Below are 22793 nucleotides of genomic sequence, written 5' to 3'. Positions count from 1 at the left end.
GAACGCCGTCTGAGGGTGTCGAGCGATCATAATGACCGCTCATGAGGACGCTTTATCCACCGATCGAGCCCCATGACTCCGGCCTGCTCGATGTCGGCGACGGCAACCGGATCCACTGGGAAGTGTGCGGCAACCCCGAGGGCAAGCCCGTCGTCATGGTCCACGGAGGTCCCGGGGGCGGCTGCACCCCCGACCATCGTCGCCAGTTCGATCCGGAGGCGTACCGCATCGTGCTGTTCGACCAGCGCAACTGCGGACGCAGCCACCCGCACGCGTCCGACCCCGCGGTGTCGCTGGAGCACAACACGACCTGGCATCTCATCGGCGACATGGAGCGGCTCCGTGAGCATCTCGGGATCGACCGCTGGCAGGTGTTCGGCGGGTCCTGGGGCAGCGCGCTCTCCCTGGCGTACGCGCAGAGCCATCCCGACCGGGTGTCCGAGCTCGTGCTGCGCGGCATTTTCCTGCTGCGGCCCTTCGAGCTGCGCTGGTTCTACCAGGAGGGCGCCTCGATGGTCTATCCCGACCTGTGGGAGAGCTACGTCGCGCCGATCCCGGAAGACGAGCGGAGGGACCTCATCGCCGCCTTCCACGCGCGGCTGAACGATCAGGACCCCGCCGTACGGGTTCCCGCCGCGCGGGCATGGAGCGTGTGGGAGGGCTCCACCATCACGCTGCGTCGTGATCCCGAGATCGTCGCCAAGCACGCCGACGACGACTACGCGGTCTCGTTCGCCAGGATCGAGAGCCACTATTTCGTGAACGGCGGATTCTTCGCGGACGGGCAACTCCTCCGTGATATCGACAGGATCCGGCACATCCCCTGCGTCATCGTGCAGGGTCGTTACGACATGTGCACTCCCGCGGCGACCGCCTGGGATCTGCACCGGGCCTGGCCCGAGGCCGAGTTCCACATCGTGGACGACGCCGGGCACGCCTACACCGAGCCGGGCATCCTGGACCGCCTCATCGAGGCGACCGACCGCTTCGCCCAGCGGCACTAGCCGTACCAACTCGCACAAATCCATATAAATCCGCACAAATCCAACGCCCAGCCACCCTCCAGCGACAACCCCGGACCCTAGGATCGAGGTCATGTATCGGGGAACCGTCAACGGCCTGTACCGCTGGCCGGTCAAGTCCTTGCGCGGGGAGCGCCTTCCCGCTCTCCTGCTGGACCATCGGGGTGTGGCGGGCGATCGGGCGTACGCGCTCGTCGACGAGCGTCCGGCGCACGCGGGCAAGCGGCTCACGGTACGGCAGTCGCCCGGGATGCTGGCCTGGGAGGCCGCGTACCCGGCGACCTGCGACGGCTCCCCCGAGCCGCCGGGCCCTCCGGTGCTCTACTCGCCCGGCGGCGTGCCGTGGGCGTGGGACGATCCCGATCTCCCCGCCACGTTGACGGAGTCGTACGGCGTGCCGCTCTCGCTCCGGGCGGCGGACGGGCAGCAGGACCGGGGGCGGACCGTGCTGGTGACCTTCGAGGCGTCCCTGCGCGGCTTGGAGGAGGAACTGGGCGCGCGGGTCGAGCTGGACAGGTTCCGGCCCAACGTCCATCTGGACACCAACGCGCCCGCGTTCGCGGAGGAGTCCTTCACCGAGGGCACCGTGATCACGGTGGGCGGGGCCGTCCTTGAGGTCACGGGCGACCACACGGGGCCGTGCATCCGCTGTGCCGTGCCGAGCTGGGACCCGTACGGCCGGGAGCGCTGGCCGGAGCTGCAGAAGCAGCTCATCACGGCCCACGAGAACAAGTTCGGGGTGATCATGCGGGTGACCGGTCCCGGCACCGTGCGCACCGGCGATACCGCCGAAATACGGCGATAACCTCGCAGCAGCCTCACAACGAATATTCGATGGCGTTCCGGGCGTGGCGTAGGAAACAGTTTGCGCATGGAACGTGATCTGATCAGCCACATCGCGCACGGCGACCACCCCATCGCGTCGCCCATCAGCGAAGCCCATATCGACCGCCTGCTCACCCGCGCCAAGCTGCCCAAGGGGGCGCGGATCCTCGATCTGGGCTGCGGCGAGGCGGCGTGGACACTGCGGGCGCTCGCGCTCTACCCGGACGCGACCGCCGACGGCGTGGACATCTCCCCGCACGCCCTGCGCTCCGCCGCCGAGGCCGCCGAGGAGCGGGGAGTGACCGACCGGATCCGCCTGCACCAGGTGTCCGCGACGGAGTTCACCGGCGAGGAGCCGTACGACCTGGTGTTCTGCTCGGGGGCCACCCATGCCTTCGGCGGGCTCGTCCCGACCATGGAGGGCATCGCCCGGTTCCTGCGCCCCGGCGGTCTCGCCCTCGTCGGCGAGGGCTTCTGGGAGGTGCCGCCCACCCCCGAGGCGCTCGCGGAGCTGGTCGACGATCCGGACGACTACGCCGATCTCGCCGGGACCGTGGCCCGGGCCGAGAGCGCGGGCTACGTCACCGTGTACGCCCACACCAGCGAGCGCGGGGAGTGGGACGACTACGAGTGGTCCTGGACCGGGACCCTGCTCCGCTGGGCCGAGGAGAACCCCGGTCCCGACGGTGCGGCGGCACGCGAAGCGGCCCTCGCCCACCGTGACATGTGGCTGAAGGGGTACCGGGGCGTCCTCGGCTTCGTCTCGCTCCTGCTCCGCCGTACCCGGTAGCTCTGTTCGAGCGAACCGGGAACTCCTTATACGAGCGCATGCTGCATCGTTTAATGTGGCCTAAGTGTCAGTTGACAATCAGCCTCCCATAACCCGATATAGGTGGCTCGACGCTTTGCGCGGGCTGGGCGCGACGGCGGTGCTCCTGGAGCACATGACCTACCGCTTCCTGCCCGATGTCCGGCCGACCTGGTTCAACCTGGGAAACTACGGTGTCCTGGTGTTCTTCCTGGTCAGCGGCTATATCATCCCCGCCTCACTGGAGCGCAGGGGGGACGTGCGGGCGTTCTGGATCGGCCGGGTGTTCCGCCTCTACCCGCTGTACATCCTGACCATCGCCGTCGTGCTGGCGATGACGCCGATCCAGCCACTGCGCAAGAACATCAACCTCATCGGGCACATCACGATGCTGACGGAGGTCACCGGGTCGTGGGCGTTCACCGAGCCGATGTGGACGCTCTCCTACGAGATGGTCTTCTACCTGCTCGTCACCGCGCTGTTCGTGGTGGGCGTGCACCGGCGAAGCGGCCTGTTCGCCCTGTCGTTCGCGCTGCTGTCGGTCCTGGTGGCGTTCACCATGCCGCCCCGGGGGCTGCTCACCGGCCCGGTCGTGCCCGTCATCGTGCTGGGCGTGATCCTGGCCGGCCTCGGAGGCGTGCTGTTCGGCTCCAAGTGGATCCGTACGGCGGGGGCGTTCGTCCTGGGCGCCCTCGCCATCGTGCTCATCGTGGTCGGCAGCCGCGTTCCCTGGCAGGGGGCGATGGTCCTGGGGGTCATGTTCACCGGCACGGTGATCTACCGATGGGAGCGGGGCGAGGGATCGGGGATCTGGCCCGTCCTGGGGGTGACCTTCTTGATCTGCCTGACCCCCTTCATGAAGCCGGTGACGGTCAACGGCATGGCCAACCTGATGACCGTCGCCCTGGTCGGGGGCACGTTCTGGCTCTTCTACGCCCTGCGGGACCGCCGGATCCCGTACGCACTGGCCTGGCTGGGGCTGGTGAGCTATTCGGTGTACATGCTGCACATGCCGCTGCTGCGGCTGTTCGTCTTCATGGTGGGCGACCCGCGCAGGTTCCCCCCACTCGTCCAGCTCGGCATGGGACTCGGCGTTTTCGCCGCCATCTGCGGCGTGAGCTGGCTGACGTACCGGTTCGTCGAGCTGCCGATGCAGCGGCTCGGCCGCCGTCTGGCGAAGGGACGTCCTCCCGTGCTTACCCCCGCCCGGGAGCGCATTACCATCACTTAGCCCGGGTGGGTATCGGAGAATACGTACCCATACGGGGGTTTATCCCCTCACGACCCGCGTGCGCCCTTCGGCATCCTGATGGTGGAAGAAAACCACGACAACCGGCCGCTACAGCCAGCGAGGATCTCCCTAAGGACGACATCATGTGCCAGCATCAGCCTTCCTGCCCTCCCGCCTACGCCTCCGACCACGAGGCCGCGCTCCTGGTGGCCTACCACCCGGAACAGGGATGGGGGCTGCTCTGCAACGGCGTGGTGGTCTTCGATGACAGCGGTGAGCTGCTGCCCGACGGGCGCAGTGTCCCGGCCGGTCGGAAGCTTTCGGGGTGTGCGGCATGACCATCGACATCGCGGCAGCGGGCGTTCGGAACGCCCTCTCCGCTCCCGCGTTCTCCTCCCGGCGTACCTGGGCCGTGAACTGGGACCGGGAGTGGGCCAGGGCCGAAGTCGTGGCCGCACCTCCCTCCTCCGACCCGAAGCCGGCGCCCCAGGAGCTGACCGCCACCTGGGAGCTGCCCCAGCGCCTGTCCTCGACCTGCATGGCGCGCCGCGTGGCCCGCGCCCGCCTGACCGCGTGGGGCCTGGCGGAGGACACGATCGACGTGGCCGAGCTGCTCATCAGCGAGCTCACCGCCAACGCGCTGCGCCACACCCACGGCCCGGTCCAGCTCTCCCTCTCGTACGTGGAGGGCATGCTGCGCTGCGAGGTCGAGGACGCCGACCGGAACCCGCCGCGCGTCCGCGAGGCGGACGCCGACGACGAGAGAGGTCGCGGGCTCAGCATGTTGGAGCTGCTCTCCTGCTGCTGGGGCAGCGACCCCACCCCCACCGGCAAGATCGTGTGGTTCGAGCTGTCGGCGCGCTCAGACGTCGGTCTGCGATAGCGACCCGAGAGGACCGGCGCGGAGAACGCCCGGCCCTCGGCGCGAAGAGACGCCGCGGTGCTCAGCCGAGGAAGGCCGCCTGGCCGAGCTCACCGGGAACGTCGGGGGCGATCTCACCGCCAGGCGCCGACCAGCTCCTCCGGCCCGTACCCCGCCACGCCGGAACAGGCGACCCCGCTCCTGGAGACCGCGACCAGCGGGAGCGCCCGGTCCGTCAGCGCGGCGCGGTGCCGGATCAGCCGATGGAGGTCGTGGTCGTCGAAGGGGCTTTCCAGCCACTTGATGGACCCGACGAAGCGCAGCTCCCTGGCGATGGGCGCGCGATCGGCTCCGACGATGTCGATCTCCACGTCGTTGCTGCGCGTCCAGTAGCCGCCGATCGCCTCAGCCGCCGGAAGGCGGTCATCGGGCAGCAGCCGGGCCAGTGCCTCGCGTGCGAGGGGCTCGATCGCCCGCCCGCGCCAGCTGCTCCAGCCCGCGGCGATCCGCCGCAGCGTGAGATCGCCCCTTCGGCGTTCGATCTCGGGGATGTGCGGGCCGACGAAGCAGAGCCAGAAGCGGAGGTAGGGGTCGGTGATGCGATAGCGGCTTTCCTTGGAGGGGCGGGTCGAGAGCGGCAGCTCCGACGTGACCATCCCCTTGGCTGTCAACAGGTCGGCGGCCCTGCTGAGCGTGGAGTGCGCGATGCCGCCGGCCACCCTGGCGATGTTGCTGAACGTCCGCTCCCCGCTCCCGAGTGCGCCCAGCACCTCCCGCGCCATCGCCTGGCCAGGGAACTCGGCCGCCAACGACCTCTCCGCGGAGACGATCAGGGCCGAAACAGGATTGGTCAGCGCGCCATGGAGGAATTCCCAGAGCGTCGCCCCGCGTCTCCACTCGGCGCACACCAGCGGCAGTCCTCCGGTGACGAGGGCGGCGTCCAGGGCGGCGGCCGCGTCCAGGCCCAGCATGTCCTGGATGTCCGCCGGATTGAGCGGCTTCACCACCATCTCGGTCCCGCGCTGGTGGAACGGCCGCTCATAACTGTTGAGCGCCTCCATCATGGCCAGATCCGAGCCGATGAGGATCAGCAGCACGGGCTTGCGGCTGAGGTAGCGGTCCCACGCGCGTTGCAGCAGCCCCTCGAAGGCGTCGACCCGCTCCATGAGGTACGGGACCTCGTCGATCACCAGGATCGAGGGAGCGTCGTCGGGGACCGCGTCCGCGAGGAGTTGGAGCGCGCTGTTCCAGTTCGCCGGGGCGGCGTCGGCGAACAGGTCGCGACGGGGCAGTGACGAGGCGGCGACGTCCGCGAGCAGCTGTTCCAGCTCCTGTTCCGCGCTCCCCCGGGCCGCCGTGAAGTACACGTGCGGCAGGCCGCTGCGGCGGACGAACTCCTCGGCGAGCGCCGACTTGCCGATCCGTCTCCGGCCTCGCATCAGCACGCACTGGCCCGGATTCGCGTGGCCCATGCCGGATTTCATCCGGTCGAGCAGACCCTGGAGGCTGGCGAGTTCCGCGTCCCGCCCGATGAAGTCGGCCATGCAGTTAGTATCGCAAGGAATAGTATCGCTAGCGATAGTATCTTCGATCGAAGCATTCACGCGCGGCGTCCGCCGCCCTCGAAGCGGTCATGGCGGGCGATGCCGCGGACGAGGACTGGGAGGCCATCACCCCCTTCTTCTACGGCCGGTGGGACTCGGTGGCGCAGGCCCATCAGGCTCTCGAGGACGAGCAGCGGAACGGGGAGGCCGCGGCGGCCTTCGCCGCCGAGGGCGCGTTCGACCCGGACGCCACCCGCTCGGCGCTGGCCGGGTTCCCGGCGCCGGTGCTGGTGCTCGCCGGCGAGGTGGACCTGGGCGCCGCCCCGCAGGTGATCGCCGAGTACGCCGCGTTGTTCCCGAACGCCGAACTCGTCGTGCAGCCGGGCGGCGGACACTTCCCGTGGCTCGACGACGCCGAGGGGTTCGTGACCGCCATCGAGGCGTTCCTGACCCGGCACGCCGCGCATCCAACCCGATGAATTCGAAGGTGGGAGCGATACGTCGAGGGATGGAATCGCCGGCGATACTGTCTGCGATCGACGTGATCACGCCTCTTCGAGGCGCCGGAGCAGTTGCTGGCGCCTGAGTTCGAGGTCCTCGATCAACGCCTCCTGCTGCTCGGCGTTCGTGATCAACGACGACATCTCGGCGGCGTCCGTGGGGCCGGCCCCGCGCTCGCCGATCTCCCTGCGCATGTCCCGCACTTCCTGGCGCAGCCGCGCCAGATCCGCGTCCACCCGCTCCAGTTGCTCTCTGTACTCCGGTGCGCTCATCGATTCCCGCCCGTCGTTGTCAACCATTCTCCAACGACATTCCACCGACACACCGGACTAATCGGACTCAGGGTGCCAGGTAGACGACGGTGCCGGCCGTACGGGCGGTCTGCGCGGCCCGAACCCGGGCGGAGAGATAGGACGGCATCAGGGCGTCGGCCTCCTCGGCGGTGAAGAACCCGAAGCCGTCGAGCTCCTCTTTCTGGAGGACGATCCCATCGCCGTCGGCCAGCGTGCCGCAGTCGAACAGGAAGTGCACCAGCGGAAACGGGCGGTCGTCCAGCGGATCCACCCAGTTCACGACGAGCAGCGGCCCGACCGGCAGCGTCAGGCCCAGCTCCTCGCGCAGCTCCCTGCCGCAGGCCGCCTCCGGGGACTCGCCCTCGTCGACGTGCCCGCCCGGCCAGCCCCAGTGATCGCGGTAGTTCGGCTTGACCAGCAGCACCCGGCCGGCGGGGTCGGTGATGAACCCGGCGGCGGCCGGGACCACCTTGTGCAGCCCGGCGTAGAACACGTCGGCCGGGATCACGAGCGGGCCACGCGGCAGGAGATACGCATGGAACGAGCTTAGGTCGTCCGCCTCTCGGGGTTGGTGGACCACTCCTGAGCTGCGGATTCGCGGCGGAACCCCGGACCGGGGCGGGGCGTCCCCTACCCGGCTCCCGGGGATGTCCAGTAGGTCTTGAGCAGGAGCGGAACGGCGTCTGTTCCGCCGGGAGCAGTAGCGCCGATTGGTCTTCCGGCCGGAGGTTCCCGACCTGATCGATACCTACCTTCGAGGTGTGAAAGCGCCGACGCATCGCCGTAGAAACCTCGCCGCCTCCATCGGAGGCTGGAGCGCCCGCCACAGATGGTGGGCGCTGCTGATCTGGACCTCGTTCGTCATCGTCTCGGTCTTCGTCGGCAACGCCGTGGGCGTCGCCAAGATGAAGCCTTACGAGAACGCGAACGGCGATTCCCGCGAGGCCGGGCGGATCCTCGACGGGGCCGGGTTCACGGATGTGGCGAGCGAGGTCGTCCTCCTGCAGAGCGGCACGCTGACCATCAAGGACCAGCGGTTCCGCGATGCCGTCGTCGACGTGAAGAAGGCCGTCGAGGCCACCGGCCAGGTCGAGCACGTGCGCACGCCGTACGACAAGGAGCCGTCGCCGGTCACCGAGGACGGGAAGACGGCACTGATCCAGTTCGACATGAAGGGCGAGGGCCGCACCGCCGGGGACCGGGTCCAGCCGGTGCTCGACGCGGTGGCAGGGGTCGCCGCCGCCCATCCCGGCCTGCGGATCGAGCAGGCGGGCGGGGCGAGCTCCGACAAGCTGATCGGCGAGGCGATCGACAAGGACTTCGTCCGCGCCGAGCAGCTCTCGCTGCCGATCACCCTCGGCATCCTGCTCGCCGCGTTCGGCGCGCTGCTGGCCGCAGTGGTCCCGGTCGCGCTGGCCATGACGGCGATCTTCTCGGCAACCGGCCTGCTGGCCTTCACCAGCCACGTCCTGCACGTGGACGGCATGACGACCAACGTGATGCTGCTGATCGGCCTCGCGGTCGGCGTGGACTACTCGCTCTTCTACATCATGCGCGAGCGGGAGGAGCGGGCGAAGGGCCGGGACAAGCTGCGGGCCATGGAGATCGCGGCGGCCACGTCGGGCCGGGCCGTACTGGTCTCCGGCGTCACCGTGATCGTGGCGATGGCGGGGATGTTCCTGACCGGCAACGGCCTCTTCATGGGCTTCGCCGAGGGCACGATCCTTGTGGTTCTGACCGCCGTGGTCGGCTCGCTGACCGTGCTCCCCGCGCTGCTCTCCCTGATCGGCGACAAGATCGACGCACGCGTCATCCACGGCACGGTCCGCGCCGTCACTCGCGGTCGGGTCACCTGGCGGCGCGTCCTCGGCGTGCGCGGCGGTGAGAGCCGCTTCTGGGGCGCGGTCCTCGGCCCGGTCCTGCGCCACCCGGCGATCTCCGCCCTTCTGGCCGGCGGCCTCCTCGTGGCGCTGGCCGTCCCCGCGATCGGCCTGAAGACCGGCCCGCAGGGCATCGACGACCTCCAGGGCGACTACGCGATCGCGGAGACCTTCAAGCGGATCGACAAGGCGTTCCCCGGCGGCAACGAGCCGGCCGTGGTCGTGTTCAAGGCGGCCGACGTGACGACCTCCGAGGTCACCTCGGCGATCGCACGGTTCAAGGAGCGGGCATTCGCCACCGGCGAAGCGAACGAACCATTCATCGTCTCGATAAATCCGGACAAGACGGTGGCCCGGATCGCCATCGGCATCAAGGGAACCGGCACCGGCGCCGTGTCCCAGCACGCCGTCCACACGCTGCGCGAGAAGGTCATCCCCGCCACCATCCCCGGCGCGCACGTCACCGGCCACACCGCGGGGTCGATGGACTTCAACGACCAGCTCACCCGGAGCCTGCCGCTCGTGTTCGGTTTCGTGTTGCTGTTCGCGTTCGTCCTGCTGCTGGCCTCGTTCCGCTCGCTTGTGGTCGCGATCAAGGCCATCGTGCTCAACCTGCTGTCCGTCGCGGCGGCGTACGGCGTGCTCGTACTGGTCTTCCAGAAGGGATACGGCGAGAGCCTGCTGGGCTTCCGCTCCACGGGAACGATCACCGACTGGCTGCCGATGTTCCTGTTCGTGATCCTCTTCGGCCTCTCGATGGACTACCACGTGTTCATCCTGAGCCGGGTCCGCGAGGCGTACGACAAGGGCATGCGCACGGATGACGCGGTCGCGCACGGCATCAAGAGCACGGCCGCCGTGGTGACGAGCGCGGCGCTCATCATGGTGGCGGTGTTCGCGACGTTCGCCACGCTGTCGCTGCTGACCTTCATGCAGTTGGGGGTCGGCCTGGCGGCGGCGGTTCTGATCGACGCCACGATCGTGCGGGCGGTGCTGCTGCCCGCGACCATGAAACTGCTCGGCGACTGGAACTGGTACCTGCCTCGCTGGCTCCAGTGGCTCCCCCGGCTCTCCCACGGCGAGGACGAGGACCGGTCGGCGCCCGACCGGGACCGCGTCGCCGTCCCGGTCGGCTGACACCGCTCCGCTCCCTCGATCCCGGTGAGCGGACAGTGCACTACGGGATCAGGCCGAGGAGGCCGAGCTTGCGGGACTCCGCGGGCTCGGCGATCCGCTGGATCTCCTTCAGGTTGCCGTCGAGCACCGCGATGGTGTTGTTCTTGGCGCCCTTGACGCGGACCGCGAGCCGGCCGTCCGTGAGGTAGAGGGCGCCGATGATGCTCCCCTTGACCGGCAGCTTGATGGTCGCGCCGGTCACGGTGTCCACCAGCGTGGGGCGGAAGGCGAGCGGCCACGTCCCGTCGCCGCCGGGGGCGTTCGCGCCGATCTTGTTGACGATCACCCGGCGGCCGTCGGGCGACAGGCTCTGGACGTGGTTCGCGAGCTTGATCCCCGCCGCCCGCCGGGACTTCCCGTCGGTGGTGTCGAGGAGGAAGACGCCGTCGGTGGTCCCTGCGTAACCGGCCAGGTAGCGGCCGCCCGCGGACCAGGCGAGGTGGCACACGCCGTACGTCTTGCCGATCTTGCGGCGGTTCTTGCCGTCGGCGCCGACGATCGCGATGGGGGCCATGGACTCCGAGGCGGTCATCGCGTACGCGATGCGGGAGGAGTCGGCCGACCACACCGGAGTGGCGCACGGAGCGCCGGCGACCGCACCCTTGGCGATCACGGTGTCCTGCGCCCCCTGGGTCACGTGCAGGCGTCCGCTGTCGTCGATCCAGGCGACCTTCTTGCCGTCGGGCGCGGCGGAGAACTGGAACGCGCCGCGGACCTGGGTCGTGGTGGTGAATCCCCGGCCCGGCAGGTACGTGTAGACCGTGGCGGCGGATCCCCCGTACCCCACGAAGGTCGCCCCGCCGACCTGCTTGGCCGCCGCCTGAGCCGGCGCCGGGATCGCAAGGAGGGGGAGGGCCAACGCGGACAGAGCCGTCATGATTCGCATAAGCGTAACGATTATCGGATCGCCGCTGCCACCGGCAATCCACATCACCTCTTGTCCAGAAAAATCGCGATTTGCGGGGATTTCTCCCGAGCGCGAGAAGTCAGCGCGCGGACGTTGGCGTGAAGGGCTCGGGAAAATGGCCGGTGGCGAGGACGGAGACCCGCCCAAGAAGGGCCGTCCGGCTCCGCACCGCCAGCTCCGGGTCCTCGTCGTAGACGTACGTGATCGCGGGGTCGCGGAGCTGCATCGGGTGGAGCACCGCGTCGCCGCTCAGCGCGAGATCGCCCACCTCGACCGTCTGGTGCCCCGGGGTGTGGCCGGGCGTGTGGACGGCGGTGATCCCGGGGAGCAGCTCCGTCGTCCCGTCGAGGATCTGGAGCGAGTCGCGGAGCTGGGCGACGACCTGGTCGAGCATCGGCCCGCGCACCCAGTCCAGGTCAGCCCGTTGTACGGCATGGCGCGCGTTGGGGAAGGCCGGGCCGCCACCGCCGACGCAGCCGCTCGCGTGGTCGCCGTGCAGATGGGTGAGGACGACCAGGTCCACATCCTCGGGGGCGACGCCGACGGCGGACAGTTCCTCGGGCAGCCGCCCCGGCACGGGCGCCCAGCTCGCCGCGGGCGACTCGGTCCCGCCGATCCCGGTGTCCACCAGGACGGTGTGCCGGGCCGTCCGCAGCAGGTAGCAGTGGAAGTGGAGGATCCACTCCTCGCCCTCCTCGAACGTCCCGCCGGGGAACATCTCGGGCAGCGGCTTGCGGATGTGCGTCCCCATCGGCCCGACGGCGTCGCACAGCGGGACAACCTCGACACCGGACACGATTCTCGTCTCATGCGGCATGGCGCCCACAATATGGAGGAAACGCCCCGATTGTCCCGCCTACCACCAGCGCGGGCATCCTCGGTGTCAGCCGTGGGGTCGGCCCACCCCTTGGTAGGGTTTTGGCGCTCGCGATAACCAAGCGGACTCGCCGCCGGGCTTGCGGTGACAGGGCGTGGAGACCTCGCCGTCGGGCGGTCCGTGCGGCGCCGACCACCGGCCCCCGGGTTGGAATCCCCCGCCTTCAGCCGTGGGGAGGAAGTCAAGGGACCCATGCTCGCCGATGTGATCGACCACCTGATCTGCCCGGTGTGCCGGGAACGGCTGACGCTGGCCGGAGGCACGGTCCGGTGTGAGCGCGGGCACAACTTCGACGTCGCGCGGCAGGGTTACGTCAGCATGCTGACGGGGTCGGCGGTCCCGGGCACGGCCGACACCCCGGCGATGGTGGCGGCCCGCGCGGACTTCCTCGCCGCCGGCCACTACGCGCCGCTCGCCGACCGCCTCGCCCGCCTCTGCGCGGACGCCGCCGTGGTGGCGGACGCGGGCGCGGGAACCGGCTACTACCTGGCCCACGCCCTCCCCGAGCGGGCCGCCGGCATCGCGCTCGACGTGTCCAGGCACGCGATCAAGCGAGCCGCGCGGGCGCACCCGCGGATCGGCGCCGTGGTGGCGGACGTGTGGCGGCCGCTCCCTGTGCGGGACGCGAGCGTGGACGTGCTGCTCAACGTGTTCGCGCCGCGCAATCCCGCCGAGTTCGCCCGCGTACTGCGGCCCGAGGGGACGCTGGTGGTGGTCACGCCGGCGGCCGGGCACCTGCGCCCCTTGGTGGAGCGCCTGGGCCTGCTGTCCGTGGACGAGGACAAGGAGCGGCGGCTGGAAGCGGCGCTCGGCGACCTGTTCACGAGAACCGGCCGCGACGATGTGGAGATCACGCTCGCCCTCCCCCACCCCGCGGTCGAGGCCGTGGTCGGGATGGGTCCGAGCGCCTGGCACACCGATCCCGGCACGCTGGCCGACCGCGTCCGCGCCCTGCCCGATCCGGTACGGGTGACCGCGTCGTTCCAGATCACCACATGGACGCGACAGCTCTCCTGATACTGCAGTTACTAAAGGGGCATTTCGCCAGAAATTCCGCTTTACGATCATCCGGTTCTCCGGCGATTCCGCAGATTCGCGGGACATACTTGACGCGACGCCGCCGGCATCGATCCAGGGGAGGCTGCTTGAAAGCCGAGGAGCGCTGGCCGGCCAGGTTCCGGGCGCCGCGCATGACCCTGCCGATCTGGGCCCGGCAGGCACCGCATCACGCCGTCTACCGCAGCGATATCTCGGGCGCCTGGGAGATCCACGCCTGGGACCGCTCGACCGGCCGCACCCGCCAGGTGACCGACCGTCCCGGCGGCACCACGCACGCGGCCATCGACCCCACCGGCCAGTGGATCTGGTGGTTCGCCGACACCGAAGGCGACGAGTACGGCCGTTGGATGCGCCAGCAGTTTTCCGGCGGCCCCGACGTTCCGGTGAACGCCCCGCCCGGTCATCCCGGCGGGCTCGGGCTGTCCGTCGCGGGCGGCGCCGCGATCGGGCGCTCCGGCCGCGACGGCTTCCAGGTCCTCCTCGTCCGCGACCAGGACGACCCGGTCACGATCTACGAGCACGGCGAGCACGCCTCCGTGGCCGCGATGTCCCTCGACGGGTCGCTCATCGCGATCGGCCACAGCGAGCACGGCGACTCCCGGCATCCGGCCCTGCGGGTCGTCCGGGCGAACGGCCACACGGTCGGCGAGCTGGACGACGGCGCCGGCAAGGGCGTGACGGGCGTCCGGTTCGCCCCGTCGCTCGGCGACCGGCGGCTGCTCGTCCTGCACGAGCGGCGAGGGAGGCGCGAGCCGCTGATCTGGGAGCCCACGACCGGCGAACTGCGGGAGCTCTGGCTCCGCGTTCCCGGGGACATCGCCGCGGACTGGTACGACGACGGCCGTGCCCTGCTCATCGTGCACAATCATCGGGGCCGCACGGAACTGCTGAAATACGACCTCGCCGGGGGCGGGCTGACCCCGATCGACAGCCCGCGCGGCGTCATCGAGGCGGCGGCCCCGCGCCCCGACGGCACAGTGGAGTACGCCTGGTCGAGCGCGTCCCAGCCGCCCGTGATCAGGTCGAGCAACGGCCACGTGGTCATGAACCCCGGGCGGGCCGCCCCGGCGTCGGTGCCGGTCGAGGACGCCGACGTCGAGGGACCCGGCGGCCGGATCCACGCGCTCGTCTCCCGGCCCGAGACCGGCGTCCCGCCGTACCCCACGGTGTTCCTTCTGCACGGCGGGCCGGCCGCGCAGGACGACGACGCGTTCCTGCCCGGCGTCGCGGCCTGGGTGGACAACGGGTTCGCCGTGGTCCGCGTCAACTACCGCGGCTCCACCGGGTACGGCTCCGCCTGGCGCGACGCCCTGCACGGGGACGTCGGGCACATCGAGCTGGCCGACGTGACGGCGGTGCGCGAGTGGGCGGTCGGCCGGGGCGTCGCCGACCCCGAACGGCTCGTCCTCGCCGGCGGCTTGTGGGGCGGCTACCTCACGCTGCTCGGCCTCGGCACCCAGCCGAAGATCTGGGCCGCGGGCATCGCCGCCGCGCCCATCGCCGACCACTCCGCCGCGTACGAGGACGAGCCGGAGGGACTCCGGGCCTACCACCGGGCGCTGCTCGGCGGCTCACCCCAGGAGATGCCCGAGCGGTACGCCGCGTCCTCTCCCATCACCTACGCCGATCTGGTGCAGGCGCCGCTGCTGGTCCTCGCCGGGGACAACGACCCACGGTGCCCGATCCGGCAGATCGAGGACTATCTCGACGCCCTGGCCCGGCGGGGGCACGACACCGACGTCTACCGTTACGACGCTGGACACGGCACCCTCGTGGTGGAAGAGCACATCCGGCAGATGTCCCTCCAGATCGACTTCGCGATCAGGGCGCTCGCAGAACGAGAATAGCCAGGTCGTCGGCGCTCGGCTCGGGCGCGAAGTCCTGGCAGGCACGGCGGATCCGCTCGGCCACCGCCCGGGCGGACAGGTCCACGCACTCGGCCAGCAGCTTGGCCAGCCCGCCGTCGTCGTCGAGCAGCCGCGAGCCGCACCGCCGCTCGGTCACCCCGTCGGTGACGCCGAGCAGCACGTCACCGGACTCCAGCCGGACGCTCTCCTCGTGGAACTCCGCCTCCGGGAAGACGCCGAGCAGGGACTGCGGCGACGCGACGGCCTCCACCACGCCGCTCGGCCGGAGCCGGAGCGCCTCGGGGTGGCCGGCGGAAACCAGGCTGATGTCGAGCCCGCCGTCCGTGCGCGTGATCTCCCCGTGCAGCAGGGTCAGGAACCTGGCCCGGTCGCCCTCCTCCAGGATCGCCTGGTTGAGCCGGGCGACCACGGCGGCGACGCCGTACCCCTCCCGGGCGAGCAGGCGGAGCGCGTGCCGGGCGAGGCCGGTCACCGCCGCGGCCACCGGGCCGGTGCCGCAGACGTCGCCGATGGCGAAGCGCCAGATGCCGTCCCCCACCGGGAACAGGTCGTAGAAGTCCCCGCCGACCTCGTTGGTCTCCCCGGCGGGCTCGTAGATGACGTGGGAGTCCAGGCCGGGCGTATGCGGCTCCTCCGGCGGCAGGAGACTGCGCTGGAGCGCCAGATTCGCCGCGGCCTGCTGCGCGTACAGGCGGGCGTTGTCCATCGCCAGGGCGGCGCGCCGGCAGAGGTCCTCGGCGAGCTGCATGACCTCGTCGGGGAAGCGGTCGCCGCGGCCCACGCACATGACGCCGAGCCGCCGCCCGCGCGCGGTCAGCGGGAACGCCAGCGCCTGCCACTCGCCCGCGTGCAGCACGGCCGGTCCCTCACCCGGCGGCATGACCATCTCCGAAAGCTCGTCACGCAGTAGGTCCAGCTGGGTCTCGTCGGCGTGCCAGAGGTAGGCGGGCACCACGTCGCCCGAGCCGTGCTCCACGGTGTAGACGGCGCACCAGGTCGCGAGCCGCGGCACCACGATCTGGGCGATGATCGCCGGAACCATGTCGGGGTCGAGCGTTCCGGCGAGCAGGTCGCTGGCGTCCGCGAGGAAGCCGAGCCACCCTGGCCCGTGCATCGGCTCGCCCACCCACTCCTCGCTGGGCTGGCCGACGCGCCCGGGCAGGTCGATCCTCGCCCAGCGGGTGCGACTCGAACCGGTGAACGTGAACCCCCAGGAGATCGCGTTCGCGGGCGGGGCGTCGCCCCCGGCGCCCCCGGCGTCGCGGGCGTCGCCCCCGGCGTCGCGGGCGTCGCCCCTTTCACGCACCTCGACCTGCACGGAGTCGCCGTGGTGCACCCACATGACCTCGAACGGGCCGTCGCCGGCCTCCTTGACGAGGTCGCCGGCGAGCCGCTCGGCGTCATCGCTCACGGACATGGCGGCCCACGCGGTCATCACTTCACGCGTGAACCGCTTCGCGGCAGGTACGGCTTCGGCACCCGGCGCGAACGACGCGGCGAGCACGGCACGTGGGTTAGTTGTCACCGATTCCGTGTTACCACACTTCCGCTTGACCCTCGTCAAAGAACCAGACGACTACATGCCACGGAACGTGACAGACTGGCATGAGGTTCGTGCTCGGCACGGCTGCGGTCTCGCTGTGCCCGCAGACCGGGAAATCCCGCAGGGGAAGGAGGCTCGATGTCGCGTGCCAACGGTGAGGCCGCAGAATCGGAGCGGTGCTATACCGAATCCGACCTCAGGCCGTTGCTCGACACGCTCCTCACATGGCGGGACGGCGACTTCCGCCGCCGCGTCCCGCACGCGCCTCCGGGGATCCTCAGTGAGGTTCGTCTCCTTCTCAACGAGATCGCCGACCGCCGCGAGCATCTCGCGAACGAGCTGGAACGGGTACGGCGGGAGGTCGTGAAGGAGGGCCGGTTCGCCGAGCGCCTCCTGCCCGGACCGGGAGTCGGCGTGTGGGCGGACAACGTGACGTCCGTCAACGATCTGCTCGACGCCGTCGTCACCCCGGTCAGCGGCGCGGCCGACGTCATCGACGCCGTCGCGAAGGGTGATCTCTCCCGCCGCATCGACATCTCGCGGAGCGCCCGCGGTGATGTGCGGCGGCTCGGCAAGGCCGTCAACGGCATGGTGGACCAGCTCGCCCTCTTCACCTCGGAGGTGACGAGGGTCACCCGGGACGTCGGCACCGAGGGCAAGCTCGGCGGCCGGGCCAACGTGCGCGGCATGTCCGGAAGCTGGCGCGATCTCACCGAGGCCGTGAACACGATGTCCGGCCGTGTCTCGGCGCAGGTCCGCGACATCGCCGTCGTCACGACCGCGGTGGCGCGCGGCGACCTGAGCCGCAAGGTCACGGTCGACGCGGTCGGTGAGATGTTCGAGCTGAAGAACACCGTGAACACGATGGTCGATCAGCTCTCGGCCTTCGCCGAGGAGGTCACCCGCGTCGCCCGCGAGGTCGGCACCGAAGGCCGGCTCGGTGGCCAGGCCGAGGTCCGCGGCGTCTCCGGCGTCTGGAAGGACCTCACCGACAACGTCAACTTCATGGCGAACAACCTCACCTCGCAGGTCCGCCAGATCGCCGCCGTCTCCACCGCCGTCGCACAGGGCAACCTCTCCAAGAAGATCACCGTCGACGCCCAAGGCGAGATCCTCGAGCTCAAGGACACCCTCAACACGATGGTGGACCAGCTCTCCGCCTTCGCCGACGAGGTCACCCGCGTCGCCCGCGAGGTCGGCACCGAAGGCCGGCTCGGCGGCCGCGCCGAGGTCAAGGGCGTCTCCGGCGTCTGGAAGGACCTCACCGACAACGTCAACTCGATGGCCAAGAACCTCACCTACCAGGTGCGCAACATCGCCCAGGTGACCACCGCCGTCGCGAACGGCGACCTGACCCGCAAGATCGACGTGGACGCTCAGGGCGAGATCCTCGAGCTCAAGAGCACCATGAACACGATGGTCGATCAGCTCTCGTCGTTCGCCGACGAGGTCACCCGCGTCGCCCGCGAGGTCGGCACCGAAGGCCGGCTCGGCGGCCAGGCCCAGGTCCGCGGCGTCTCCGGCGTCTGGAAAGACCTCACCGACAACGTCAACTTCATGGCGAACAACCTCACCTCGCAGGTCCGCCAGATCGCCGCCGTCTCCACCGCCGTCGCACAGGGCAACCTCTCCAAGAAGATCACCGTCGACGCCCAGGGCGAGATCCTCGAGCTCAAGGACACCATGAACACGATGGTGGACCAGCTCTCCGCCTTCGCCGACGAGGTCACCCGCGTCGCCCGCGAGGTCGGCACCGAAGGCCGGCTCGGCGGCCAGGCCCGCGTCCTCGGCGTCTCCGGCGTCTGGAAGGACCTCACCGACAACGTCAACTCGATGGCGAACAACCTGACGTACCAGGTGCGTGACATCGCCGAGGTGACCACGGCCGTCGCGAACGGCGACCTGACCCGCAAGATCGACGTGGACGCTCAGGGCGAGATCCTGGCACTCAAGACGACGATCAACACGATGGTCGACCAGCTCTCCTCGTTCGCCTCCGAGGTCACCCGCGTCGCCCGCGAGGTCGGCTCCGAGGGCCGGCTCGGCGGCCAGGCGCGGGTCGAGGGCGTCGAGGGCATCTGGAAAGGCCTCACCGAGAACGTCAACGAGCTGGCCGGCCGCCTCACCACACAGGTGCGCGCGATCGCCGCCGTGACCAGCGCCGTCGCCAGGGGCGACCTCACCCAGTCGATCACGGCGGAGGCCGAGGGCGAGCTGGCCGACCTGAAGGACAACATCAACACGATGGTGGGCAACCTGCGGCTCACCACCACGGCCAACCAGGAGCAGGACTGGCTCAAGTCCAACCTGGCCAGGATCTCCCGCCTCATGCAGGGCCACCGCGACCTGATCGAGGTCGCCCGGCTGATCATGAGCGAGCTGACGCCGCTGGTGTCCGCCAGCCACGGCGCGTGCTACCTCATGGTGAACGGCGAGCTCACCCTGATCGCCGGGTACGGCATCCAGCCCGGGTCGAGCCCCCGTCATCGGTTCGCCCTCGGCGAGGGGATCGCGGGCCAGGCCGCCCTGGAGGCCCAGCAGATCATCCTGGAGAACGTCCCCGCCGACTACATCACGATCGAGACCGGCCTCAGCAGGTCCACCCCGGCCCAGATCGTGGTCCTGCCGATCCTGTTCGAGAGCCAGGTGCTCGGCGTCCTGGAGATGGCGTCGTTCAACCAGTTCAGCGAGGTGCACCTCGCCTTCCTGACGCAGCTCGTGGAGACCATCGGCGTCACGATCAACACGATCATCGCGAACTCCCGCACCGAGGACCTGCTCAAGGAGTCCCAGCGCCTCGCGATCGAGCTGCAGGAGCGCTCGGACGAGCTGCAGCGCCAGCAGGAGGAGCTGCGCCGCTCCAACGCCGAACTGGAGGACAAGGCCGCGCTGCTGGCCAAGCAGAACCGCGCGATCGAGATCCAGAACTTCCAGATCGAGCAGGCCCGGCGCACCCTGGAGGAGCGGGCGGGGCAGCTCGCCGTCTCCTCGCGCTACAAGTCCGAGTTCCTCGCCAACATGTCGCACGAGCTGCGCACGCCGCTGAACAGCCTGCTCGTGCTGGCCAAGCTGCTCACGGAGAACTCCGAGGGCAACCTCACGCCGCAGCAGGTCGAGTTCGCCAGGACCATCCACGGCGCCGGCTCGTCCCTGCTCCAGCTCATCAACGACATCCTCGACCTGTCCAAGGTCGAGGCCGGCCGCATGGACATCCACCCGCAGCAGCTCTCGCTGCCCCGGCTGGTCGACTACCTGGAGGCCGCCTTCGCCCCGCTCGCCCAGGACAAGGGGCTGGCGTTCTCGGTCGAGGTCGACCAGACCGTGCCCGGCGAGCTGCGCACCGACGAGCAGCGAATGCAGCAGGTCCTGCGCAACCTGCTCTCCAACGCGATCAAGTTCACGCCCAAGGGCGAGGTCAAGCTCAAGGTCAGCCACGCGCCCGTGAGCGTGCCGTACGTCGACGAGACGCTCCAGGCCTCGGACAACATCCTCGCCTTCTCGGTGATCGACTCCGGCATCGGCATCGCGCCGGACAAGCTTGAGGTGATCTTCGAGGCGTTCCGTCAGGCCGACGGCACGACCAGCCGCAAGTACGGCGGCACCGGCCTCGGACTGTCCATCTGCCGGGAGATCGCCCGCCTCCTCGGCGGCGAGATCCACGTCGACAGCGAGCCGGGCCAGGGCAGCACGTTCACCCTCTACCTGCCCATGGCGTACTCGGGGCCGCTCGCGGCCCGCGACGGCGGCGCCACGATCAACGGCGTGTACAACGCGGGCGACGAGCTCATCGAGAGGGACAAGGACGAGTTCCTTCCCGAGATCCCGCTGCCGACCGACCTGCCGGTGCCCCAGCTCGCGCCGATGCCGAACGGCCAGGACTGGCAGGGCGACGACCCGCTCAACGAAGCCAAGATCCTCATCGTGGACGACGACATCCGGAACGTCTTCGCGCTCACCAGCGTCCTCGAACGGCACGGCTCCACCGTCGTCTACGCCGAGAACGGCCGCGAGGGCATCGAGCAACTCGAACGCAACGAGGACGTCGCCCTCGTCCTGATGGACATCATGATGCCGGAGATGGACGGCTGGGCCACCACCACGGCCATCCGGCAGATGCCCCAGTTCGCCGACCTGCCCATCATCGCGCTGACCGCCAAGGTGATGCGCGGCGACCGGGAGAAGAGCATCGCCTCCGGAGCCTCCGACTACGTGCCCAAGCCGGTGGACGTCGACCGGCTGCTCGAGCGGCTGCGCGGCTGGCTGATGCGCGGCCGTGGGGCCACCTCCGAAACCCGCGAAGGAACCTGATCGATGTCGGACCGCGCCAAGATCCTCCTTGTCGACGACCGCGAAGAGAACCTGATCGCCCTGGAGGCGATCCTCAGCTCACTCGACCTGATCCCCGTCCGGGCCAGGTCAGGTGAGGAGGCGCTGAAGGCCCTGCTGGGCACCGAGTTCGCGCTCATCCTCCTCGACGTGCGGATGCCCGGAATGGATGGCTTCGAGACCGCCGCCCACATCAAGCGGCGCGAGCGCACCCGCAACATCCCGATCATCTTCCTGACCGTCGTTGACAGCGCCCCCGACTACGCCTTCCGGGGGTACGCCGCCGGAGCGGTGGACTACCTGACCAAGCCCTTCGACCCCTGGGTGCTGCGCGCGAAGGTGGCCGTCTTCGTCGAGCTCCACAACATGAACCGGCGACTCGCCGAACAGGCCGCGCTCCTCCGCGAACGGCTTACCTCCGAACTGCCGGAAGGCAACGGCGCCGACCAGGCCGAGGTGCTGCCCGAACTGTCACGCCGGCTCAGCGCCGTCGAGGACGAGCTGGACCGGGTACGTGAACTCGTCGGAAAGAACGGCGAAACCCCCCTCATCGGCCCCATGACCGACCTCGCCGATCGTGTCGGCCGCCTCAGAGCCGGCTTCGACGCGCTGTCGTAGTCACCTCACCGCCGCCCACTCGCTCGTCGGTCAGCTCAGCGTCGCGCCCGCTCCAGGGCATCCCAGAAGCCGCGGCGGAGGGCCTGGCGGACCTCCTCGTGGAGGAGGAAGTCGATCGGGAGGGACGAGCCCTGGAGGAGCCGGGCCTCCAGGTCGGAGGGCATCCGGGGCTTGCGGGCGAGCACCGCCTCCAGCCACAGGACGGGAGCGTCCCGGGCGACGGACTCACCGAAGTCGAAGCCCTCCTTGTGCGCCGCCTGCACCGACTCCGCGAGGGTCGTCGTGGTCCCCGCGCTGTGCGACGGAGGCGGGGTGGGCTGCGGTCCCGTGTACGGCCCCAGCGGCACCAGGCCGGGCGACGGGTACGCGCTCGCCGATGGCGCGAAGTAGTTCGTGGAGCTGCCGGAATGCTGGTTCTGCGCCGTGGAAGGGCTCGCGGGTGACACCTGCGCGGGCGGCGACGCGATCGGCGCGGGAAGCGGAGGCGGCGACACCGGGGCGAGCGAGGAGATCGGGGTCGGCGAGACCTGAGCCGGTGGGGCCACCGACGGCGAGCCGTGGGTGGACGGGGGCGTCTGGGCCGAGATCGGCATCTGCGCGGGTGGTGCGGCGGTCACCGGAGTCGGGGTCGGGACAGGCACGGGAAGCTGCGCGGGCTGCGGATCCGGCGAGTAACCCGCGTACGCGGGCTGCGCCGGTCCGGCGTGCGAAGCGCCGGAAGAGGGGGTGGGCGCGGCATGACCGCCCCCCAACGCCCCACCGCCCAATGCGCCGTTGTTTGAGCCGCCACCCGAGCCGCCACCCGATCCGCCGTTGGCGGGTGTGCCGTTGACGAGCTGCCCGAAGCCGTTCTGCAGGGGCTGGCCGTTCAGGGCGGGCTGCTGCCCGTTGGCGTGGCCGGGCCCCGCATCGGCGCTCGCGCTCAGGGTGGTGTACGGCCGGAGCTGGACGCCGCCGATCTCGATGAGGTCGTCGGACTCCTGGCGCAGCGGGCGGGAGGCCGCCCAGCCGCCCTCGACGGCGATGTGGATGACGGTCACCCGGATCCCGAGATCCTGCGCGTCACTGACGACCTGGGCGAGGTCCTCGTCGCCGCTGAGCACCACGGCGTCGCAGACCGCGTTGTTGCGCGCCAGCGTCATCAGGTCGCGGTGCACCTGGGCGTCCACGCCCTCACGACGACCGGGGCGGATGCGGGCCAGGCGGAGCTTGAGGCCAGGCAGGTCGGCCAGCGCGTCATGCTCGGTCGTCCGGCGCCCCTCGACCGTCGCCTCGTACCAGTAGCAGCGGAGGAGCGGAAGTCCGGTGCGCTCCTGGCAGAGGCCGGTGAGCATGTGGAGGAGCCCGGGGTAGTCCCAGGAGACGGACTCTCGCTGGTGGGTCCCGTGCGCGGCCAGCGCGCCGTCCGCCAGCAGGTAGCCGGCGTCAACGAACAACGCGCAGCGATCCACGC

At 70.2% G+C, this 22793-nt stretch carries 19 protein-coding genes; 12 read left to right on the top strand and 7 right to left on the bottom strand.

Annotated elements, in window-relative coordinates:
- Nucleotides 1–41 precede the first annotated feature (41 nt).
- The 6 genes from pip (at nt 42) to QSK17_RS22020 (ending at nt 4769) form a co-directional block, all read left to right on the top strand.
- The gene (gene pip, locus QSK17_RS22045) at nt 42–1004 is read left to right on the top strand and encodes a prolyl aminopeptidase (protein WP_285706934.1); all 963 of its coding nucleotides are present in this window, start codon (nt 42–44) and stop codon (nt 1002–1004) included.
- 91 nt (nt 1005–1095) lie between these two features.
- Entirely contained in the window at nt 1096–1827 is a 732-nt protein-coding gene (locus QSK17_RS22040) for an MOSC domain-containing protein (RefSeq protein ID WP_285706933.1), read from the top strand.
- Between the two features lie 66 nt (nt 1828–1893).
- Complete coding sequence (locus tag QSK17_RS22035) at nt 1894–2637, top strand: SAM-dependent methyltransferase (RefSeq protein WP_285706931.1); 744 nt, start codon at nt 1894–1896, stop codon at nt 2635–2637.
- 64 nt (nt 2638–2701) lie between these two features.
- A complete protein-coding gene (locus tag QSK17_RS22030; RefSeq protein WP_285706929.1) occupies nt 2702–3886 on the top strand; it encodes an acyltransferase family protein in 1185 nt (394 codons plus the stop codon).
- Between the two features lie 143 nt (nt 3887–4029).
- Nucleotides 4030–4224, top strand: a complete 195-nt coding sequence (locus QSK17_RS22025) for a DUF5999 family protein (RefSeq protein ID WP_285706927.1) — start codon at nt 4030–4032, stop codon at nt 4222–4224.
- Nucleotides 4221–4769 (top strand): ATP-binding protein, encoded by a 549-nt coding sequence (locus QSK17_RS22020; RefSeq protein ID WP_285706925.1) that lies wholly within the window; start codon nt 4221–4223, stop codon nt 4767–4769. The genes QSK17_RS22025 and QSK17_RS22020 overlap by 4 nt, the downstream gene beginning before the upstream one ends.
- A gap of 113 nt (nt 4770–4882) precedes the next feature.
- Here the strand turns inward: QSK17_RS22020 and QSK17_RS22015 are convergent, their stop codons facing one another.
- The gene (locus QSK17_RS22015) at nt 4883–6292 is read right to left on the bottom strand and encodes an ATP-binding protein (RefSeq protein WP_285706924.1); all 1410 of its coding nucleotides are present in this window, start codon (nt 6290–6292) and stop codon (nt 4883–4885) included.
- 89 nt (nt 6293–6381) lie between these two features.
- Between QSK17_RS22015 and QSK17_RS22010 the strand changes: the two genes are divergently transcribed.
- Nucleotides 6382–6771 (top strand): alpha/beta fold hydrolase, encoded by a 390-nt coding sequence (locus QSK17_RS22010; RefSeq protein WP_285706923.1) that lies wholly within the window; start codon nt 6382–6384, stop codon nt 6769–6771.
- A 66-nt stretch (nt 6772–6837) separates the two neighbouring features.
- Here the strand turns inward: QSK17_RS22010 and QSK17_RS22005 are convergent, their stop codons facing one another.
- Nucleotides 6838–7092, bottom strand: coding sequence for a hypothetical protein (locus QSK17_RS22005; protein WP_285706921.1), 255 nt, complete (start codon nt 7090–7092; stop codon nt 6838–6840).
- 40 nt (nt 7093–7132) lie between these two features.
- On the bottom strand, nt 7133–7594 hold the full coding sequence (locus QSK17_RS22000; RefSeq protein WP_285706920.1) for an NUDIX domain-containing protein: 462 nt from the start codon (nt 7592–7594) through the stop codon (nt 7133–7135).
- 253 nt (nt 7595–7847) lie between these two features.
- On the opposite strand from QSK17_RS22000, the gene QSK17_RS21995 reads away from it, so the two are divergent.
- Nucleotides 7848–10103 carry an MMPL family transporter gene (locus tag QSK17_RS21995; RefSeq protein WP_285706919.1) on the top strand — a complete coding sequence of 752 codons (2256 nt, stop codon included), beginning with the start codon at nt 7848–7850 and terminating at the stop codon, nt 10101–10103.
- 40 nt (nt 10104–10143) lie between these two features.
- On the opposite strand, the gene QSK17_RS21990 is transcribed toward QSK17_RS21995, so the two are convergent.
- Nucleotides 10144–11019 carry a TolB family protein gene (locus QSK17_RS21990; protein ID WP_285706918.1) on the bottom strand — a complete coding sequence of 292 codons (876 nt, stop codon included), beginning with the start codon at nt 11017–11019 and terminating at the stop codon, nt 10144–10146.
- 109 nt (nt 11020–11128) lie between these two features.
- Nucleotides 11129–11866 carry an MBL fold metallo-hydrolase gene (locus QSK17_RS21985; protein WP_285706917.1) on the bottom strand — a complete coding sequence of 246 codons (738 nt, stop codon included), beginning with the start codon at nt 11864–11866 and terminating at the stop codon, nt 11129–11131.
- Nucleotides 11867–12118: 252 nt separating this feature from the next.
- Here QSK17_RS21985 and QSK17_RS21980 point away from each other — a divergent pair, with 252 nt between their 5' ends.
- On the top strand, nt 12119–12943 hold the full coding sequence (locus tag QSK17_RS21980) for a putative RNA methyltransferase (protein WP_285706915.1): 825 nt from the start codon (nt 12119–12121) through the stop codon (nt 12941–12943).
- A 173-nt stretch (nt 12944–13116) separates the two neighbouring features.
- Nucleotides 13117–14832: a S9 family peptidase gene (locus QSK17_RS21975; protein WP_502889270.1), complete on the top strand. Its 1716-nt coding sequence runs from the start codon at nt 13117–13119 to the stop codon at nt 14830–14832.
- Here the strand turns inward: QSK17_RS21975 and QSK17_RS21970 are convergent.
- Entirely contained in the window at nt 14807–16378 is a 1572-nt protein-coding gene (locus QSK17_RS21970; protein WP_285706912.1) for a SpoIIE family protein phosphatase, read from the bottom strand. The two genes, QSK17_RS21975 and QSK17_RS21970, sit on opposite strands and share 26 nt — an antisense overlap.
- Before the next feature lie 156 nt (nt 16379–16534).
- On the opposite strand from QSK17_RS21970, the gene QSK17_RS21965 reads away from it, so the two are divergent.
- The gene (locus QSK17_RS21965) at nt 16535–20704 is read left to right on the top strand and encodes a HAMP domain-containing protein (protein WP_285706911.1); all 4170 of its coding nucleotides are present in this window, start codon (nt 16535–16537) and stop codon (nt 20702–20704) included.
- A gap of 3 nt (nt 20705–20707) precedes the next feature.
- Entirely contained in the window at nt 20708–21340 is a 633-nt protein-coding gene (locus QSK17_RS21960) for a response regulator (protein ID WP_285706910.1), read from the top strand.
- A 35-nt stretch (nt 21341–21375) separates the two neighbouring features.
- Here QSK17_RS21960 and QSK17_RS21955 read toward each other — a convergent pair whose 3' ends face one another.
- Entirely contained in the window at nt 21376–22776 is a 1401-nt protein-coding gene (locus QSK17_RS21955) for an NYN domain-containing protein (protein ID WP_352231826.1), read from the bottom strand.
- Nucleotides 22777–22793: the final 17 nt, after the last annotated feature.

Origin of the sequence: Microtetraspora sp. NBRC 16547 (assembly GCF_030268965.1) — a bacterium.
Taxonomy (GTDB): Bacteria; Actinomycetota; Actinomycetes; order Streptosporangiales; family Streptosporangiaceae; genus Microtetraspora.
The sequence above is the reverse complement of the archived record's forward strand: the minus strand, read 5'-3'. Positions and strand labels throughout refer to the sequence as shown.

What these genes read in the sequence shown, in the direction of transcription:
- QSK17_RS21975 (WP_502889270.1), top strand. Translation starts at nt 13,117, where the DNA reads ATGACCCTGCCGATCTGGGCCCGGCAGGCACCGCATCACGCCGTCTAC.
- QSK17_RS22005 (WP_285706921.1), bottom strand. Translation starts at nt 7,092, where the DNA reads ATGGTTGACAACGACGGGCGGGAATCGATGAGCGCACCGGAGTACAGA.
- QSK17_RS22025 (WP_285706927.1), top strand. Translation starts at nt 4,030, where the DNA reads ATGTGCCAGCATCAGCCTTCCTGCCCTCCCGCCTACGCCTCCGACCAC.
- QSK17_RS21990 (WP_285706918.1), bottom strand. Translation starts at nt 11,019, where the DNA reads ATGACGGCTCTGTCCGCGTTGGCCCTCCCCCTCCTTGCGATCCCGGCG.
- QSK17_RS22035 (WP_285706931.1), top strand. Translation starts at nt 1,894, where the DNA reads ATGGAACGTGATCTGATCAGCCACATCGCGCACGGCGACCACCCCATC.
- QSK17_RS21985 (WP_285706917.1), bottom strand. Translation starts at nt 11,866, where the DNA reads ATGCCGCATGAGACGAGAATCGTGTCCGGTGTCGAGGTTGTCCCGCTG.
- QSK17_RS22010 (WP_285706923.1), top strand. Translation starts at nt 6,382, where the DNA reads ATGGCGGGCGATGCCGCGGACGAGGACTGGGAGGCCATCACCCCCTTC.
- QSK17_RS22040 (WP_285706933.1), top strand. Translation starts at nt 1,096, where the DNA reads ATGTATCGGGGAACCGTCAACGGCCTGTACCGCTGGCCGGTCAAGTCC.
- pip (WP_285706934.1), top strand. Translation starts at nt 42, where the DNA reads ATGAGGACGCTTTATCCACCGATCGAGCCCCATGACTCCGGCCTGCTC.
- QSK17_RS22020 (WP_285706925.1), top strand. Translation starts at nt 4,221, where the DNA reads ATGACCATCGACATCGCGGCAGCGGGCGTTCGGAACGCCCTCTCCGCT.
- QSK17_RS21965 (WP_285706911.1), top strand. Translation starts at nt 16,535, where the DNA reads ATGTCGCGTGCCAACGGTGAGGCCGCAGAATCGGAGCGGTGCTATACC.
- QSK17_RS22015 (WP_285706924.1), bottom strand. Translation starts at nt 6,292, where the DNA reads ATGGCCGACTTCATCGGGCGGGACGCGGAACTCGCCAGCCTCCAGGGT.
- QSK17_RS21980 (WP_285706915.1), top strand. Translation starts at nt 12,119, where the DNA reads ATGCTCGCCGATGTGATCGACCACCTGATCTGCCCGGTGTGCCGGGAA.
- QSK17_RS21960 (WP_285706910.1), top strand. Translation starts at nt 20,708, where the DNA reads ATGTCGGACCGCGCCAAGATCCTCCTTGTCGACGACCGCGAAGAGAAC.